Origin of the sequence: Nocardia jiangxiensis NBRC 101359 (assembly GCF_000308615.1) — a bacterium.
In the GTDB taxonomy this organism is placed as follows: domain Bacteria; phylum Actinomycetota; class Actinomycetes; order Mycobacteriales; family Mycobacteriaceae; genus Nocardia; species Nocardia jiangxiensis.
Map to the genome: position 1 here is coordinate 179,296 of NZ_BAGB01000174.1, position 17,755 is coordinate 197,050.

The window sequence follows — 17,755 nt, forward strand, 5'->3', positions numbered from 1 at the left end:
TGGTGTCTTGCCTGTTCGGCCGCGGCCGTGGTGCCGGAACCTTCCGCCCGGAAATGTTGTTCGTCTACGTATCTTGGCGGATGTTTCCGCGATCGCCGCGGGGTTGCATGCTTGGCATGGGGTCGTTTGGAGTACCGCGCACCAACCCGTGGCTGACGGTGGAGATGTTGGCGCCCGAAGGCATGTCGGCGGCGTCGGTCGGCGGACAGCCGCGAGAGTTCGCCGGTTGGCAGCGCGTCGTGCAGCGGCTGCTGGCCAAGATGCCCTCGGCCTACGGCCTGTCCACCAGAACTGCCTGCGAGGCCCTCACGACCGCGTCCCGCGATGCGGTCGATGTGGATCTGCGGGTGGTCACCGACGCCGGTCCGCACCGGATGCTCGCTCGCCCGGTCCTCGGGCCCGCGGGTGACGTGCACGCGGTGCGGCTGTGGATCGGACCGGCCGATGCGCGAGCGCCGCTGCCGCCTTCCGCGGTCGGCGGGATCTGGGACATGGCCTCGCAGACCATCCGGTTGCCCGCCGGGGTGACCGAACTGGCCGGGATGTCGCCGGAGGATTACGCGCCGACGATGTCGATCGCGGAGCTGTTCCATCGCTGGACCGGTTTCGACCGGCACGCCGAGGTGCTGGATCTGCTCTACGATCCGAATCCGGGTGCGAGCCTGCAATTCGAAGTGACAGTAGGGATTTCGGCCCGCTGGCTGATCTCCATGCGGGCGCGTGACGATCTGCGCACCCAGGGTGCGTGGCTGCTGATCGAGGACACCGGCCCGGTCGATCCGGGTGCGCAGGTGACCACGCTGGAGCGGGTCGCCCTGCGTGAGGCGCATCGCCGCGCCGGGACGCATCTGGGCGTGCTGCAGGTGGAGCACGCGAGTATCTCGCACTGGCTGACCGATCCGGCGCCCTGGGTGCGCTGGGACAATCTGGCCTCCCCGGTCGAAGTGTTCCATCCGGACGACCGCGCGCAGCTGGCCGAGGTGGCCGAACGGCTGCGCTCGGGCATGGCCGCGACGGTGTCCCTGCGGGTGCTGAACCATTGCGGCGGTTACACCCCCGCGTTGCTGTCGCTGTATCCCTATCCCGGTTACTCGGCCCGGCATCTGGCGATCGCCGAATTCGTGCGTGCCGCGCTGCCGGAGGAGTCCGTATCGGTCAAAACCGCTCGCATGGTGGTGGAACGGACGCGGTGTCGCACGGCGATGGCCGAGGAGCCCGTGCCCGCGCGTGGTCGCCTCTCCTGGCGCGAACCGTGATCTCCTCGGTGGTGATGGATTGTTGCAGCTGGTGAGAGGCACATTAACGTAGATGTATCATCGAGTGGTATGAATATCGCCGAACTGCACCGGTTGGTTCGTGTGCTGCGCGAGATCGCGTCGAGTTCGACCGGGGGCACCGGTGATCGGCAGATGTCGGCCGGGATGGTGGCGATCATGCAGGATGTCACCGGGCATCCGGACTCGGCCATCGGCGATATCGCCGAACGGACCGGTCTGGCGCAGAGCTTCGTCTCGAAAACCGTTGTGCGCCTGCGGGAACAAGGTGTCTTCCAGGTTTCCCAGGATCCCCGCGACGGCCGCCGCACGCTGGTCGCCGTCCGCCCCGGCAGCGTGGCGCGCAAACAGGTGCCCGACACCTCGGCGCCCATCGAGGAGGGCGTACGCGCGGTATTCCCGGAGCTCACCGATGCGCAGATGAACCGAATCATGTTGGGCCTGAGCGTCCTCGCCGACGAGATTCTCGGTGACCGCACACCCGAGCCGCAGATTTCGGCCCACCGAGCGCGGAACTGATTCCGGGCGTTCGCCGCGGTACGCGAATCCCGCCGCCCGCGAAGGCATTTCCCGATCACGGGAAGATATCGCGCTCGGCCTTTCCGGGAATTTCGGTAGATTCGGGCCATGCTCGCCGCATTCCCCGATGTCGCACGTTACTACCCCTCGACCTCCGAGGCGTGGGAATGGCAGCTCGACGGACATTGCCGCGGAGTGGATTCGGAGGTTTTCTTCCATCCCGACGGTGAGCGCGGCCGGGCTCGCATCGAACGCGCTCACCTGGCCAAACGCATCTGCCACAGCTGTCCGGTACTGGATCGCTGCCGGGAGTACGCACTCGCGGTCGGTGAGCCGTTCGGGGTATGGGGCGGAATGACCGAGGAGGAGCGCCGGACCTTTCTGGAGAATTCCCGGACGTCGCGATCACGCACCGAATATCGGACACCGCACAGCGGTTATCGAACCTCCTGGGGCCGAGTGCCATTGGCATGACTGACGGCGATCTGTACCCGGGAGGTGAAATCGAGTTTGGCCAGAATGCTCGACACGTGCGTCTGCACGGTTCGCCGGGACAGCAGCATCTGCGCGGCGATCTGGGAATTCGACAAACCCTCGGTGACGAAATCGGCGACCCGCCGTTCGGTGGGAGTCAGTGCGGCCCAACCGGATTTCGGGCGGTTGCGCGGGCCGCGCCGGCCGTGCCGCAGTCCCAGGCCGCGCAACCGGGCCTCCGCGCGAGCGACCGCCCATTGGGCATCCATCCCGGCGTACACCTCGACCGCCGCGTCCGAGGCCGCGCGCGCGGCATCCATCCGGCCCGCCTGCGCGTACACCGCGGCCAGATTCTCCTGCGCGTGCGCGGTGTAGAACGGTCGCCCGGCCGCGGTGAACAGTTCGGCCGATTCGGTGAGCAGGGCCGGATCCTGTTGCGCCAGACCGGTACACAGCAGCGCTGTGGCATGCCGGGAGCTGGTCGCGATCCGCTCGTCGGACTGCTGCGCGGCACGCGCGATCGCCTGCAGATCCGCCGAACGTTCGGTGACCGCCGCCAGCCGGGCCATCTCCGGATAGACGTGGTAGAGCGTGATCTCGGTCCACGGCGACTCGACCTGCGCGCACGTGGCCAGCAACAGATCCAGCGCCTCGCCGGGCCGCCGGTCGCGTTCGAGGGCCACCGCCCGAGCCCAGGCGCGCACATGCAGACCCGTGCGGCCGGCGATGTCGTCGATCAGCGGCGGAATGGAATCCGGTGTGTCGGTGAAGGTTCCCCGGTAGACGCCGATCAGGGCGATCAGGCTCGGCGCGACGCGCGCGTAGCCGAACACGTCCGCGGTGTCGTGACATCGGGCCAGTGCGGCCAGGGCGTCGTCCCAGCGCCCGCTGGTGAAATGCAGTTTGCCCACTGCCAGCAGGTTCGCGGTCTGCATCGCGCCGCCGCTGCGCTCCTCGTAATCGACGGTGGCGGTGAGGACCTCCTCGGCCCGCTCGGGCCGGTCCAGTTCCATCAGGCACTGGCCGCTGACCAGGTACGGATTGAAGTGCGCGAAGGTGCTGCGACCCTGGCTCAGGGCCTCGTACTGCCGAATCAGGTTGTCGCCCAGCTCGATACATTCCTCCAGGCGGCCCTGGTAGTACCGGACCAGTCCGAGCGAGAACTGCGCCATGCCGATCGAGACCGGATCGGCGAGTTCGAACCCGAGGGTGCGAGCGCGATCGGCGGCCCGTTCCGCGTCGTCGAGCCGATCCAGCAGATGGGAGACCACGGCCAGGACGCCCTGATGCCGCGCCTCGCGGACCGGGGGCGCGCCCTCGTGCACGGCCGTGGTCGAAACCTCGTGTGCGGCAGCGACTTTGCCCTGTGCCAGACATGCCTGGGAGAGCAGCCACAGGAAATCCCCGCGCTGCGGCTGCCCGGGGTCGGGCAGTCCTTCCAGAGCTTCGCGCGCCACGCGCTCGGCCTCGGCCGCCCGTCCGCTCCACAGCAGGGCGCGCACGAGCAGCATTCGCAGCCGATTCGCGGCCGGGGCCTGCGGATCCGAGGTGATGGTCGTGCTCAGCAGTCGCACGGCGCTCTCGGGTGCGCAGATCATCAGCCGGTTGGCCGAGGTGAGCAACCAGTCGATGCTCGGCGAATCCAGCTGGACTCCGGCCGAAATCAGATATCCGGCAATGCGTTCGATCGGTCCGCCCGTGCCGATCAGGGTCTGCGCGGCATGCCACTGCAGACTGGCCCGGGTGGTCCCGGGCACCTGGTCGGCGAACACCCGGCGGATCAGATCGTGCCGGAAGATCAGCCCCGTGCGTCCGGAGATCAGCACCCCGACATCGGTTGCCAGGGCGACGATCTCCTCGATCTCCGCGGCCTCGGCTCCCAGCACGCTGGTCAGCTCGCCGGCCTCGACCCCCGCGCCCAGGGCGGCCGCGAGCGAGAGCACCCGCTGCGCATTCGTCGGCAGATAGTCCAGGCGGCGCAGGATGGCCTCGGTCAGCGAGACCGGAAGGTGTGGGTCGGCGCCTGCGCCGGGCGCCCCGGCGGCGAGTTCCACCGTCCCGTCGTCGGTGATGGTGAGCTGTCCGGCCTGTCGCAGCCCGGCCACCAATTCGGTGATGAACAAGGGATTTCCGCCCGCCCAGGTGAGCGCGCGGACCAGCCCGGGGCCGACCGGCGCGCCGAGCACGGCCGCGGCGAGTTCCACGCCGGCTGGATCGTCCAGTGGCTCGAGCCGCACCTGGGCCGCGCCCGCCGCGGTCACCCGCTCGATGACCTCGGTCACCACGCCCTCGCGCGGGAGCGGGCGCAGTGCGAGCACGATCAGCAGGGGCAACTCGTCGATCAGCTCCGCGAGCCGTTCGATCGTGCGCAGCGTGGCCGGATCCGCCCAGTGCGCATCGTCCACGACGACCGCGACCGGACCTGTGGCGCAGAGCCTTTCGACGATCTCGGCGAAGGTGTCGATCACCGAGTTCGCCCAGCCGACCGCATCGCCCGCGGCCGTGGGGTCGCCACGCAGCAGCGCCCGCGAGCGGTCGATCAGCTCCGCCGGGACCGCGTCGGTGAACCAGTCGGCGGTCGACCAGGTCCGCGTCGCCGCGAACGGCGTGTGCATCTCGAGTTCACTGGCGGCGCAGGCCAATACCCGCATGCGCACCCGGTCCGCCGAGTCGAGGATCCGCTCGAGCAGTGAGGTCTTGCCGACCCCGGGCGCACCGTCGATGATCACGACGCCGCCGTGTCCGGCGACGGTCTGTGCGAGCCGCTCGGCGCCGACGATCAGCTCGCGTTCGCGGCCGACCAGACGACGATCGTGCGCGTCGTCCTCGCCGCCGCCATGGGAAACGTCCGACATACCAACTCCAGCTCCGGCCAGGCGCTCGATATTACTCACGGGTGGCCCCTCCCCGAACACTCGGGCACTGCTCACTTCTCGCGATCGGTGTGTCGCATTTGTCCGAGTCGGCGTGTCGCCTCGGCTTCGCAGCTCTTCCCGCCCGTGAGAACTCCGTAAGTAATGTGCCGTTGATTAACGGTACATTATTCCTCGTGATAAGCCTCGGCTGTGCCGGTCACGAGATCGACCCCCGAGGTAGCGACCCGCACACGAAAGAAGCGGTAATGAGCAGAATCAACGGACCTGTGTCACGGCGGTTCCGGGCGGCCCTGTACGCCCTGGCCGCGATCACCGCGACCGGGCTCGGCGCGGCGGAGATCCCGGCGGCGCACGCGGACGCCACGGGGCAGCCGTGCCTGTGGGCGGGAAACAGCTACCGGCAGGGCCAGGTGGTGTACGCGGGAGGTTTCGCCTTCAGCTGTCACATGGACGCCTTCGGTGTTTCGCACTGGAACAAGGACGGCGCGTCGGGGCATCACAGCACGGTGTCCAACCCGGGCGCGACCGGTAATCCGGCCGGTAGCTTCAGTCCCGGCGCCTGGCAGCCCGGCACCTCCTACAACGACTACTGCGTCGGCAATCAGCTGATCGAGGGCAGCGCGGACATCTACACCGCGGTCACCGACAACAGCGGCCTGTTCGTGTACTGGCGATCGGTCGGGCCGATCTCCTGGTGGAACTTCGACTCCGGTGTGCGGCCGCCGTCGGCGAGCTGGCGCTCCTCGAGCCTGTGCCAGGACGGCGTGCTGACCTGACGCGTGTCCGAGAGCTGCGTCGTCGAGATCTGCGGAGCCTGCCGTCTTCACAGCCTTGCCACAGGTAGGGCACAGTGCACTGATAACGCATCATCGTCTACTGGACCGGTCGCCGGTACGGTTCGTCGGTGACATCGGCAGGTGCACGACATCAAGACATGACGACGGAAAGGCTCCGCATATGGCCCGGGATCTGACGCAGCTGGAAATTCTCTCCGAATTGGAGCCCGTCGCCGAGCAGAATCTCAACAGGCACCTGTCGATCGCCAAGGAATGGCATCCGCACGACTACGTGCCCTGGGACGCCGGGCGCAACTTCGCGGCGATGGGCGGATTCGACTGGGACCCGTCGCAATCGGCGCTCGGTGAGGTCGCCAAGGCGGCGATGATCACCAATCTGCTCACCGAGGACAACCTGCCCTCCTACCACCGCGAGATCGCAGAGAACTTCTCGATGGACGGCGCGTGGGGCACCTGGGTCGGCCGCTGGACCGCGGAGGAGAACCGGCACGGCATCGTCATCCGGGACTATCTGGTGGTCACCCGGGCGGTGGATCCCGTTGCGCTGGAACGGGATCGGATGATCCACATGACCAACGGCGCGCAGTCCCCGGACGACTGGGGCGGATTCCTGGAGAACGTCGCCTACGTGACGTTCCAGGAGCTGGCGACCCGCGTCTCGCACCGCAACACCGGCCGGGCCTGCGACGAACCGATCGCGGACCGGATGCTGCAGCGCATCGCCACGGACGAGAACCTGCACATGATCTTCTACCGCAACCTGTGCGCGGCCGGGCTGGATCTGGTGCCCGATCAGCAGATCGAGGCGATCACCCGGATCGTGACCAACTTCGTCATGCCCGGATACGGCATGCCCAATTTCCGCCGCCACGGCGTGATCATGGCCAAGCACGGCATCTACGATCTGCGCCAGCACCTCGAGGAGGTCGTGCGGCCGGTGCTGAAGATCTGGAATGTGTTCGGCCGCGACGACTTCGGGCCGCGCGGGGAACGCGCCCGGGACGAGTTGGCTGCCTTCCTGGAGAAGCTGGATCGCGACGCGACCAAGTTCGAGGAGCAGCGCGACCGGCTGCTGGCCCGCGAGGCCGCCCGCGCGACCCGGGAGCGGGCCACCATCTAGGAACTCTCCGGCGGGCTGCCCGCCTTCGGCAGATGCACGGTGAACGCCGTGTCGCCGGGCTCGCTGGTCACCGTGATGTCGCCGCCGTGCGCCCGCACGACGGCGCTGGCGATGGCCAGGCCCAGCCCGGTGCTGCCGGTGTGGCGTGAGCGCGAGGAGTCACCGCGGGCGAAGCGCTGGAAGATCTCCGGCACCAGTTCGGCCGGTATGCCGGGGCCGGTGTCGCGCACCCGCCACCGCACGCCACCCGCGCCGTCGGATTCCAGGGAGGTGGTGACCACGGTGCCGGGGCCGGTGTGCACTCGGGCGTTGGTGAGCAGATTGGCCAGCACCTGATGCAGGCGCGCGGCGTCGCCGGTGATCTCGACCGGTTCGTCGGGCAGGTTCATCTCCCACTGGTGATCGGCTCCGGCGATATGGGCGTCGGTGACCGCGTCGGCGGTGATCCGGGTCAGATCGACCGGTTCGTGCTCGAGCGGGCGGCCCGAATCCAGGCGCGCCAGCAGCAGCAGATCCTCCACCAGACCCGACATCCGGATGGCGGCGGCGTCCACCCGGCTCATCGCGTCCGCGACCGCCGGGGGCACCTCATTGCTGTTGCGTTGTGCCAGTTCGGTATAGCCTCGGATGGCGGCCAGCGGGGTGCGCAGTTCGTGACTGGCGTCGGCGACGAATCGACGCACGCGCGTCTCGCTGGCGTAGCGGGCCGACAGCGCGCCGGTGATGTTGTCCAGCATGCGATTCACCGCCGCGCCGAGTCGGCCGACCTCGGTTCGCGGATCGGCGTCATCGGCCGGAACCCGAACGGGCAGTTCGACTTCGCCGTGATCCAGCGGCAGATCCGCGACCCGGTAGGCGGTCGCGGCGACCCGGTCCAGCGGGGCCAGCGCGCGGCGAATCAGTGTGATACCCACCGTGATCGCGATCAGCAGCACGATCGCGGCGACGATCCCCAGGACCATCAGCACCCGCAGCAGCGTCGCATCGACCGGCGCCATGGACAGCCCCGTCAGAACCGTCTGCCCGTCATCGGGTCCGGGCTCGGCCACCACCCGATATCTCCCCAGACCGTCCAGGCTCATGGTTCGCGAACGGCCGTCGGCGGACACCGCGGCGAGTTGACGTTCGGCGGTGTCGCTCAGCGCGGTGCGATTGCCGTCCGAGCCGAGTTTGCCGACCGCGGTGATCGTGCGGCCCTCGATGATCGCGCCGATCTCATCGGGCGGCACTCCGGGCCGGGACAGGAACTCGGGTCCGGGACTGCTGGTCGGCGTCGCTGTCTCGGAAGCCTGCGGGGGCCCGCTGGTCGTCGCGGCCGGAGCGGACACCGGTGTATGCGCTGCCGTCGGCGGCTGCGCGCCGGTGTGTTGCGGTGTGGCAGTGGATGTTCGGGCTGTCGAGGGCGATTGCGCGAGAGCGGGCGGTTGTGCCCCGGGGCCCAGTGGTGTCGCATGCGGGCCGGGATGCGTGACGTGTGTGCCGTGCGGCCCCGGCCCGGACGGTGGAGCCACCGAACCCGGACCCGCCGACTGCGGGCCCGGATCCGCGTCGGACGGGGGTGGCCCGAAGAAGGGCGGCGGTCCGCTGACGGCCATCTGAGCGCGGTTCTGCGCACCCGCCAACTGACCGTCCAACTGGTCCACCAGGAACTGGTGCAATGCCAGTTCGGTCGCCACGCCGATGCCGATCACCACCGTCACGAGCAGCAGCAATTGCCCGGCCAGCAGCCGCGCCCGCAACGACCAGGGACGCGGACCGACCGGTCGGCCAGAGGGGGCGGCGGTGATCACCGCACGGATTGTCCCACCAGCCCAGAAGTCACCGTGCGCCGGTCGGCCGTGTTGCACCCAGGACGGCCGCGCGGCACCCGGTATCCGCTGCCCCGGGCCACCCGCGCTCATTTCCGCAGCGCCGCGACTGTTCGAGCGAGTCTCGGGTGCGGAGTCGGTCGTCCGGGATCAGCGTCCAGGTAGGCCCGCCATTTCGAGGCCCGTGCCGTGCCGCAGTCGTGGCGGCCGCGTCCCCGGGCCTGGACTCAGGCCGCTCGACGCAATCGTGAGTCCGGAGGCCACGATGTCGCATCGGGCTCGAACCGCGCTCAGTCCCGCAGCGCCGCGGCTGCTGCGGCCGCTTCCCGGATGCTCGGCCAGTCGGCTGCGGCCAGTGCGGTGGCGGGGGTGAGCCAGGATCCGCCCACGCAGCCGACATTGGGCAGGGCCAGGTAGTCGCGCACGGTGGCGGGGGTGATGCCGCCGGTCGGGCAGAACCGGACCTGCGGCAGCGGACCGGCGAAGGCGCGCAGAGCCGCTGTGCCGCCGGAGGATTCGGCGGGGAAGAACTTCATCTCGGTGATGCCGCGATCCAGCACGGTGAGGATCTCCGAGATCGTCGCCACGCCGGGCAGATACGGCAGGCCGGTATCGGCCAGGGCATCCAGCAGGTGCGGGGTGGTCCCGGGGCTCACCAGGAAGCCCGCCCCGGCCGCTGCGGCGGCCTCCACCTGCAGCGGAGTGACCAGGGTGCCCGCCCCGACGACCATCTCGGGCACCTCGGCCGCGATGGCCTCGATGGCGGGCAACGCGGCATTCGTGCGCAGGGTGATCTCGATGATGCCGACGCCGCCGTCGAGCAGGGCGCGGGCCAGCGGGACGGCGCGATCCGGGTGGTCCAGGACGACGACGGGGACGACCGGTGCGATATCGAGGATGTTCATACGGTCTCCGGAATGAGTCGGTGCTGTTCGAGCGCCACGGCGGCGCCGCGCAGCGCGGGTGTGGCGGCCACGATGAGTTCGGTGGCCACGGGATCGAGATAGCCTGCGATCGACCGGTTTCCGATGAACCGGGCGCGGAAGTCGCTGTCGGCGAGGAAATCCACGATGCCGGGCAGGATGCCGCCGCCGAGCAGTACCCCGCCGCGTGCGCCGAGGGTCAGCGCGACGTTCCCGGCGAACGTGCCGAGCATCCCGCAGAACATCGAAAGCGCTTCGCGGGCAAGGTCATCGGTACCGCGCCGACCCGCCGTGCACACCTGCTCGGGCTGCTGGGCGGCGGGCGTCACTCCGTGCACGACACACAGTGCCCGGTACAGCCGCCCGAGTCCGGGCCCGGACAGCGCGGTCTCGGCGTCCACGACCGGATGCTGTTCGCGCAGCACCCGGGCGACCTGCGTCTCCTGTTCGGTCTCCACCGGCAGCCCCGCATGTCCGCCCTCACCCGGGATCGCGATCCAGCGCTGCTGTACGCGCATCAGCCCGCTCACGCCCAGTCCGGTGCCCGGTCCGATCACCACCATCGGCTCCGCGGCCCACCGCACGCCGCTGCCGATCCGTACGAAGGCCGAATCCGGCAGATCCGGTACGGCCAGCGCCAGCGCGGTGAAATCGTTGATCAGTTCGAGCCTGTCCAGTCCCAGTCGTATCCGGCTCTCGGAGATCGAGAAGTCCCAGTGCGCGTTGGTGAGTCGGAACCGGTCGCCGCGCACCGGTCCCGCGACCGCGGCGCAGGCCATCGAGGGCCGGGCGCCGGACGGGATGCGATCGAGGTAATTCTCCACCGCCGCAACGAGATCCGGAAATTCCGCGCAGCGCAGGATACGGACCTCGAGCGCTTCGCCGCCGAGTTCGGCCACCAACCCGAATCGGGCATGGGTACCACCGATATCGGCGACCAGCCAGGGCGCGCCGGGGGTGGGCGCGTGCGTCGCGGGCGCGGCGATCCTCATGCCGCGCCGAAGACGCTCGCGCCCCGATCGGCCGGGCCGACGGCGGTGCGGAAGCAGTCGAACAGTTCGCGACCGGTGCCGATCGGCGTGGGCGCGGCCTGTGCGGGCTCTCTGGCGGCGAGTTCGGCCGGATCCACCAGGATGTCGAGTCTGCCTGTCTCGCCGTCCAATTCGATGGCGTCACCGTCCAGGATGCGAGCGATCGGCCCGTCTGCCGCGGCCTCGGGCGTCAGATGCATCGCCGTGGGCACCTTGCCCGACGCGCCCGACATCCGGCCGTCGGTGACCAGCGCGACCGCATGTCCGCGATCCTGCAGCACCCCCAGAGCCGGTGTGAGCTTGTGCAATTCGGGCATGCCGTTGGCGCGCGGCCCCTGGAAACGCACGACCGCGACCATGTCCCGGTTCAGCTGCCCGTCCCGGAACGCGCTGAGGAATTCCTCCTGATCATCGAAAACCCTTGCCGGAGCGCGAACGACGCGATGTTCGGGCGCGACGGCCGAAACCTTGATCACCGCGCGGCCGAGCGATCCGTCGAGCATGCGCAGGCCACCGTCGGGTGCGAACGGGTCCGCTGCGGAGCGCAGCACGGATTTGTCGCCGCTGTCGGAAGGTCCACGGTGCCAGGCGAGTTCGCCGTCCGCCTCGAGGATCGGGGCCTCGCGGTAGTGCGCGCTGAGGCCGTGCCCGGCGACGGTGGTGACATCGTCGTGCAGCAGTCCGGCGCCGAGCAGCTCACCGATCAGCAGCGGCATGCCGCCCGCCCGCTGGAAGGCGTTGACGTCGGCGACACCGTTGGGATAGATGCGGGTCAGGGTGGGCACCACGGCCGACAGATCCGCGAAATCGTCCCAGCGCACGTCGATTCCGGCCGCGGCGGCCATCGCCACCAGATGCATCGTGTGATTGGTGGACCCGCCGGTGGCCAGCAGCGCGACGATGCCGTTGACGATGGCGTGCTCGTCGATCACCTCGCCGATCGGGGCCGCTCCGCCGCGCAACGCGGTGAGCTCCACGACGCGCCGCCCCGCCGCGATCGTCAGCGCGCGGCGCAGCGGGGTATTCGGCGCGACGAAACTCGCGCCCGGCAGATGCAACCCCATCACCTCCATCAGCAGCTGATTGGAATTCGCCGTGCCGTAGAAGGTGCAGGTGCCTGGACCGTGATAACTGGCCGATTCGGCGGCGAGCAGGTCGGCTCGGGTGGCGGTGCCTTCGGCGTAGCGCTGCCGGATCCGGCTCTTGTCGGCATTGGGCAGGCCCGAGGGCATCGGTCCGGCGGGTACGAACAGCATCGGCAGATGTCCGAAGGACAGCGCCCCGATCACCAGGCCCGGCACGATCTTGTCGCAGACGCCCAGCAGCAGCGCGCCGTCGAACATGTCGTGGGACAGCGCGATCGCGGTGGACATCGCGATGACGTCCCGGCTGAACAGCGACAACTCCATGCCCGCCCGGCCCTGGGTGATGCCGTCGCACATGGCCGGAACGCCACCGGCCACCTGCGCGACGCCGCGGGCTCCGGTCACGGCCTCGCGCAGCACGTCCGGATAGTCCCGGTACGGCTGATGCGCCGAGAGCATGTCGTTGTAGGCGGTGACGATGGCGATATTGGGCTGCGTCGCACCGTGCAGCGCGAGTTTGTCCGCCGGTGCGCAGGCCGCGACGCCGTGCGCGATATTGCTGCACGCCAACGACATTCGAGCCGGGCCGCGGGAGGCGGCGGCCCGGATGCGAGCCAGGTAGGCATGTCGGGTGCTCGCGCTGCGCTCGGTGATGCGGGCGGTGACGGCGGCCAGAACGGGGTGGGTGGGCGAGTCGAGGTGGACCGGCATCGCGGACTCCTTCATATGTGATCGGCCACACAGAACGCTAGACATACTTAAGTTCTTTTGCAAGCAAACTTTGGTTTTATAAGAACAAAACAATCTGCTGTATGCGCTCGAGCTGGACGGATACTGTGGTGCCCGACAAGCCCGGCATGCCCGGGTCGCAGGGCCGGAGGCGGCGGTGGAACGAAACCGCGTAACCCCCGGTCGTGTCCGACGGATTCGGTGAGGAGGTGCGGTGACCGGTCGACCGATGGCGACGCCCGGCGTTTCGGCGGGCGATGTGCTGGGCCTGATCCGCAGTAACGAGGTGGTCACCCGCGCGGACATCCGCCGGTTGACCGGACTGTCCCGCACGGCGGTGACGCTGCGGGTGGAGCAACTGCTCGAACGCGGCTTGGTCGTCGAGCGTGCCGACGGCGGTTCCACCGGCGGCCGTCCGCCGACGCGGCTGATGTTCAACCCCGAATCCGGTCTGGTGCTGGCGGCCTCGACCGGTGCCAGCCGTGCCCAGGTCGCCGTCTGCGATCTTGCCGGCCGGGTGCTCGCCGAAGCCGAATTCTCGGTTCCCGCAAGCGGAGTCACCGAATCTCTGCTGGTCAGCGCGGCCGATCGGATGGAGGCGCTGCTCGAGCGGACCGCGGAGGCATCCGGGGTGCGGCGGGCGGTGCACGGCGTCGGGGTGAGTGTGCCCAGTGCGGTCGATGTGGCCACCGGGCACAGTGTCGGCACCGGTCCGGCGCTCGGCGAGGTGGCCGTCGCGGAATACTTCACCGCGCGATTCGGTGCGCCGGTCCGGGTGGACAGCGATGTCAACGCACTGGCTCTGGCCGAGCACGCCCGCCATCCCGAGGTCTGTGATCTGTTGCTGCTCAAGGCGTCCACGGGGATCGGCGCGGGCATCATCGCCGGTGGGCGGTTGCAGCGCGGGGCCTGGGGCGGTGCGGGGGAGATCGGGCACATCAAGGTCGCCGGAGCGCCGGAGCGGGCCTGTCGCTGCGGCGATATGCACTGCCTGGAGACCGTGGCCGGTGGCTGGGCGCTGCTGGAACAGCTCGCCGCGCAGGGGAAGTCGGTGTCGGGTCTGCCCGAGCTGGTGGACCTGGTGCACGCCGGAGATCCCGAAGCGCTGCGGGTGGTGCGCGAGGCCGGACGCCGGATCGGCGAGGTCCTGGCCGCGGCGGTGAATCTGCTCAATCCGGCGCTGATCATCGTGCGCGGGGATCTGTCGCATGCCTACGAACCGCTGGCGGCCGGTATGCGCGAGCTGATCTACCAGCGTTCCTCGGCATTGGCGACCCGCGCGCTGCGGGTGGAACCGGGTGCGCCCGACGCGCCCACGGGAGTCGCCGCCTGTGCCGCGATGATCCTGGAACAGGTGCTCTCGCCCGCTGCCGTCAACGCCCTGTTGGATGCCTGAATTCGGTAATTGGGACGCGCTTGTCCGATATCCCATGAGATCTTCGTCACAGTTCTACCATCGGACGCATGCAGGCCCTGCGAAACGGATCGACGATGATCGAGGGGCGGGTGGCGTGCGAGACGCCAGGGGGAGCGACGATGGCATTCCGGGGTGGGCCCGGAATCCCCGTCGCGGTTGCCGCGCGGGGTGAGGCTCGCGGGGCGAGGTCGGCAATTCTCGCGGGGCGCAACAACTTCGGATTCCGGATCCGATATACCGACGGATCGGTGGTGCGCGCCGAACCGCTGGACGAGGTGAGTATCGCGCTGCGGCGGGGTGACGGCGCCGCCGTCGGCACGATCCTGCGCGGGGACACCGTCACCGCCGTCGCGGCCACCGGCGGCACGCTGTTCCACGTCGTCCCCGATCCCGAGGAGTCGTGCACACCGGAACTGTTCCGGCTCGTCCTGCTGGACCGCTCGGGCGGGGAATTCGGTCGCCTCGACGTCATCCGCACCGTCGACGGCTGGTCCTCGCATCGCCTCGCCGACCCCATGGGCGACACCTACCTGTGGTGGGACCGCACCGGCGTACGGCTACCGGTCCCCATCCTGGGCACTCGCCTGGCCGCACCCCATCCGCTCGACCGCGTCGAACGCGATATGGCCCTCGCCGCCTGCACCGATATCGCCCTGAGCCTGCGCCCGTACATCCCCGCCATGCGTTCGGGCTGCACCGTCGGCCCCTGAGCCGTGATCGGCGCAACGCGGTCGCGACCGACATTCGTCCGGTCAGGGCTGTTCGTGTCGGCGCTGATCCGCGATGGTGCTGGAAGACGCCGGGTCACTCGGCGTTTCAGCGGGCGACTCGACGAATTGCACGATCATGTCGGCGAGCTTGCCGGTCAGGTCGTCGAACTTGTTGCGGGCCAGCACTTTCCGTACGTGGGCCAGCTGGTCCGCCCAGAACTGCGTTTGGAGGAATGCGGTTGTGCGAGAACGCAACACCTGGGCGAGGAGTTCCAGCGCCGGGCTCGGCACTCGCGGACTCGTCGTGGGATCGAAGGACCGCTCGTAAAGCTGCCGGACGAGTCATTTTCCTGGGCGTGGATCTGCTTGTCCGCCAGGTGCGTTGCCCGACGGCGCTCAGCGTCTCCCAGGCACGGTTGTCGTCGATCGCACGTCGGGTAGGCCCAGGTTGTCGCGCAACGTGGTTCCGGTGTACTCGGTGCGCAGCGCGCCGCGGTCCTGGAGTAGCGGCACCACCTGATCGACGAATTCGTCCAGGCCCCAGGGCACCAGATGGGAGCCGAGGATGAACCCGTCCGAACCGTCGTTGTCGACGAAATCGGCTATCTGCTCGGCGATTCGGGCCGGAGTGCCGACCAGGGGGCCGCGTTCGAACTGGTCGATGACGACCTCGCGCAGGGTGAGCTTCTTCGCCTCGGCGACCTGGCGCAGGCGTTCGGCCGTGGCGAAACGGTCCTGGTGCACGAAGGCGCGGCCCTGGATGATCGGCGGTGCGTCGGGATCGGGATCGATGGCCGGCACCGGGCCCTCGGGGTCGTACTCGGACAGGTCGCGATTCCAGATCTGTTCCAGCAGGATCAGCGCCGTCTGGCCGGTGACCTGGTCGTTGCGCACGGCGTGGTATTTCTCGATCGCCTCGGCCTGGGTGTCGCCCAGGACGAAGCTCGCCGAGGGCAGGATCTTGATGTCCTCCGCGGCGCGTCCCGCCGCGACCGCGCGAGATTTGATGTCCCGGTAGAACTCCGCGGCCTCGGGCAGTTTGCCGTAGGGGGAGAAGATGGCGTCGGCATTGGCCGCGGCGAAGGCCCGGCCCTGCGGTGAGACACCGGCCTGCAGGACCACCGGTCTGCCCTGCGGGCTGCGCGGCACGGTGAACCGCCCGGAGATGTCGAATTGGCTGCCGTGGAAGCCGAATTCACCGGCATCGGGGCGGGCCAGGAATCGCCCCGAGTCCCGGTCGGCGACGATGTCCTGCGCATCCCACGAATCCCACAGGGCGCGAACCGCATTCAGCGTCTCCTCGGCGCGGGTGTAGCGGTCGGCGGGATCGAGGAATCCGCCGCGCCGGAAATTCTGGCCGGTGAAGGCGTCGAACGAGGTCACCACATTCCATGCGGCGCGGCCGCCGGACAGGTGATCCAGACTCGCGAATTGCCTTGCCAGCTCGTAGGGTTCGTTGAAGGTGGTGTTGATCGTCCCGGCCAGCCCGAGGTGCTCGGTGACCGCGGCCAGCGAGGCCAGCACGGTGAAGGTGTCCGGGCGGCCGATGATGTCCTGATCGAAGATATGGCCCGCGCGCTCACGCAGGATCAGGCCCTCGGCGAGGAAGAAGAAATCGAATCGTCCACGTTCGGCGGTGCGTGCCGTGTGCTCGAAACTGCTGAAATCGATCTGGCTGCCCGCCCGGGGATCCCACCAGGCGGTGTGGTGGTTGACGCCGCCGAGGTAAGCGCCCAGGATGACCTGCTTACGGGGAGAACTCATATCGGCCTCGCTGGGTCAGGTGTTCGCGTAACGGTTGGGGACGGTGGTGGGCAATCCGAGCAGTCCGCGCAGCGAACCGTCCGGGTAACCGGTGCGGAACAGCTTGCGACGCTGCAGGATCGGGACCAGTCGATCCGCTATGGCGGTCAGATCGGTCACCGCGACGCCGGGGCGCAACCGGAATCCGTCCAGCCCCCGCGCATGCCAGTCGGCCAGCAGATCGGCGAGTTCCTCCGCGCTGCCGGTGAAAATCGCCGCGTCGGAGGTGAATTCGGATCCGACGGTCTCGTTCAGGCGGGCCAGTCGAGCTGCCCCGCTCTCGGCGTCGGTGTCGAGGAATACGACCAGGTCGGCATGGACCCGCAGTGGCTCGCCGGTGCGTTCGGCCTGCGCGGCGGCCACCTGTTCGAGAATCGGCTCCGGACCCTTCGCCCGGCCGGGGGTGATGAAGACCAGATCTGCTGTGCGAGCGGCGAATTCATAGATCAGCGGGGCGTGGGCCAGGGCGGTCACCACGGGCTGGCCCTGCGGCGGGCGCGGGGTGATGGAAGGGCCGCGCACCGTGAAGAACCGGCCGCGGAAGTCGATGTAGTGCAACTTGTCCCGGTCGATGAACCGGCGGGTGGCCACATCGCGGATCTCCGCGTCGTCCTCCCAGCTGTCCCAGAGACGACGGACCACCTCTACCGCATCGGCGGCCTCGTCGAACAATTCGCGCACCGCGCCCGCAGGCGCGCCCGCGACAACCGCCTCGGCGAGTTCGGCGGGGGTGGGTTCGTGCACCGTACGACGTCCGAAATGCGCAGCCTCCGCGGCGGTTCCGGACACCCGCACCTGCCACCCGGCTCGTCCGCCAGAGGTGAAGTCCAGTGTGGCAAGGGCTTTGGAGACGTGGAACGGTTCGGTATGGGTGGTCGTCACCACCGGGATCAGCCCGATGTGCCGAGTGATCGGCGCCACCCGCGCGGCGATCAGATGCGCGTCGATCCGGGCGCGCACCACCTCGACCGCATCTGCCGGAGTACCGCGCGCACCGGGCGGCGCGAGGCTGTCCTCGATGCTCACGAAATCGAGCAGGCCCCGCTGTGCGGTCCCGACCAGATCGGTCCAGTAGCCGGGGGTGAACAGTTCGTCCGGCCGGGAATCGGGTTCGCGCCACGCGGCGGGATGCCAGCCCGCCCCGTCCAGCGCGACGCCCAGATGCAATGGATTCGGTGCCATCGTCTCG

15 protein-coding genes are annotated in these 17,755 nt (G+C 69.1%); 7 read left to right on the forward strand and 8 right to left on the reverse strand.

Going from position 1 to position 17,755, the window contains the following annotated elements:
- The first annotated feature begins 116 nt into the window (after positions 1 to 116).
- From ON40_RS47050 to ON40_RS47060, 3 genes are all read left to right on the forward strand, one after another.
- Entirely contained in the window at positions 117 to 1,256 is a 1,140-nt protein-coding gene (locus ON40_RS47050) for a GAF domain-containing protein (RefSeq protein WP_051194640.1), read from the forward strand.
- A 69-nt stretch (positions 1,257 to 1,325) separates the two neighbouring features.
- Positions 1,326 to 1,793: a winged helix DNA-binding protein gene (locus tag ON40_RS49070; protein WP_051194641.1), complete on the forward strand. Its 468-nt coding sequence runs from the start codon at positions 1,326 to 1,328 to the stop codon at positions 1,791 to 1,793.
- Positions 1,794 to 1,901: 108 nt separating this feature from the next.
- Positions 1,902 to 2,267 (forward strand): WhiB family transcriptional regulator, encoded by a 366-nt coding sequence (locus ON40_RS47060; RefSeq protein ID WP_063713251.1) that lies wholly within the window; start codon positions 1,902 to 1,904, stop codon positions 2,265 to 2,267.
- Here ON40_RS47060 and ON40_RS47065 read toward each other — a convergent pair.
- Positions 2,231 to 5,161, reverse strand: a complete 2,931-nt coding sequence (locus ON40_RS47065) for an ATP-binding protein (RefSeq protein WP_157186843.1) — start codon at positions 5,159 to 5,161, stop codon at positions 2,231 to 2,233. The two genes, ON40_RS47060 and ON40_RS47065, sit on opposite strands and share 37 nt — an antisense overlap.
- A gap of 227 nt (positions 5,162 to 5,388) precedes the next feature.
- Between ON40_RS47065 and ON40_RS47070 the strand changes: the two genes are divergently transcribed.
- Both ON40_RS47070 and ON40_RS47075 read left to right on the forward strand, forming a co-directional pair.
- Positions 5,389 to 5,919, forward strand: a complete 531-nt coding sequence (locus ON40_RS47070) for a hypothetical protein (protein WP_157186844.1) — start codon at positions 5,389 to 5,391, stop codon at positions 5,917 to 5,919.
- Positions 5,920 to 6,100: 181 nt separating this feature from the next.
- Positions 6,101 to 7,060: an acyl-ACP desaturase gene (locus ON40_RS47075; protein WP_040832532.1), complete on the forward strand. Its 960-nt coding sequence runs from the start codon at positions 6,101 to 6,103 to the stop codon at positions 7,058 to 7,060.
- Here ON40_RS47075 and ON40_RS47080 read toward each other — a convergent pair.
- The 4 genes from ON40_RS47080 to edd form a co-directional block, all read right to left on the reverse strand.
- On the reverse strand, positions 7,057 to 8,850 hold the full coding sequence (locus ON40_RS47080; RefSeq protein ID WP_245568302.1) for a sensor histidine kinase: 1,794 nt from the start codon (positions 8,848 to 8,850) through the stop codon (positions 7,057 to 7,059). The genes ON40_RS47075 and ON40_RS47080 overlap by 4 nt on opposite strands.
- A 308-nt stretch (positions 8,851 to 9,158) precedes the next feature.
- The gene (eda, locus tag ON40_RS47085) at positions 9,159 to 9,773 is read right to left on the reverse strand and encodes a bifunctional 4-hydroxy-2-oxoglutarate aldolase/2-dehydro-3-deoxy-phosphogluconate aldolase (protein ID WP_040832533.1); all 615 of its coding nucleotides are present in this window, start codon (positions 9,771 to 9,773) and stop codon (positions 9,159 to 9,161) included.
- Complete coding sequence (glk, locus tag ON40_RS47090) at positions 9,770 to 10,783, reverse strand: glucokinase (RefSeq protein ID WP_040832534.1); 1,014 nt, start codon at positions 10,781 to 10,783, stop codon at positions 9,770 to 9,772. The genes eda and glk overlap by 4 nt, the downstream gene beginning before the upstream one ends.
- Positions 10,780 to 12,618 carry a phosphogluconate dehydratase gene (edd, locus tag ON40_RS47095; protein ID WP_040832688.1) on the reverse strand — a complete coding sequence of 613 codons (1,839 nt, stop codon included), beginning with the start codon at positions 12,616 to 12,618 and terminating at the stop codon, positions 10,780 to 10,782. The genes glk and edd overlap by 4 nt, the downstream gene beginning before the upstream one ends.
- Positions 12,619 to 12,850: 232 nt before the next feature.
- Between edd and ON40_RS47100 the strand changes: the two genes are divergently transcribed.
- Positions 12,851 to 14,032 (forward strand): ROK family transcriptional regulator, encoded by a 1,182-nt coding sequence (locus tag ON40_RS47100; protein ID WP_245568303.1) that lies wholly within the window; start codon positions 12,851 to 12,853, stop codon positions 14,030 to 14,032.
- Positions 14,033 to 14,100: 68 nt separating this feature from the next.
- A complete protein-coding gene (locus ON40_RS47105; RefSeq protein ID WP_040832536.1) occupies positions 14,101 to 14,763 on the forward strand; it encodes a hypothetical protein in 663 nt (220 codons plus the stop codon).
- Between the two features lie 42 nt (positions 14,764 to 14,805).
- Here ON40_RS47105 and ON40_RS47110 read toward each other — a convergent pair whose 3' ends face one another.
- From ON40_RS47110 to ON40_RS47120, 3 genes are all read right to left on the reverse strand, one after another.
- Positions 14,806 to 15,054 carry a hypothetical protein gene (locus ON40_RS47110; RefSeq protein ID WP_040832537.1) on the reverse strand — a complete coding sequence of 83 codons (249 nt, stop codon included), beginning with the start codon at positions 15,052 to 15,054 and terminating at the stop codon, positions 14,806 to 14,808.
- 105 nt (positions 15,055 to 15,159) lie between these two features.
- Entirely contained in the window at positions 15,160 to 16,527 is a 1,368-nt protein-coding gene (locus tag ON40_RS47115; protein ID WP_040832538.1) for an NtaA/DmoA family FMN-dependent monooxygenase, read from the reverse strand.
- Positions 16,528 to 16,542: 15 nt separating this feature from the next.
- Positions 16,543 to 17,748 (reverse strand): LLM class flavin-dependent oxidoreductase, encoded by a 1,206-nt coding sequence (locus ON40_RS47120; protein ID WP_051194642.1) that lies wholly within the window; start codon positions 17,746 to 17,748, stop codon positions 16,543 to 16,545.
- Positions 17,749 to 17,755 lie beyond the last annotated feature (7 nt).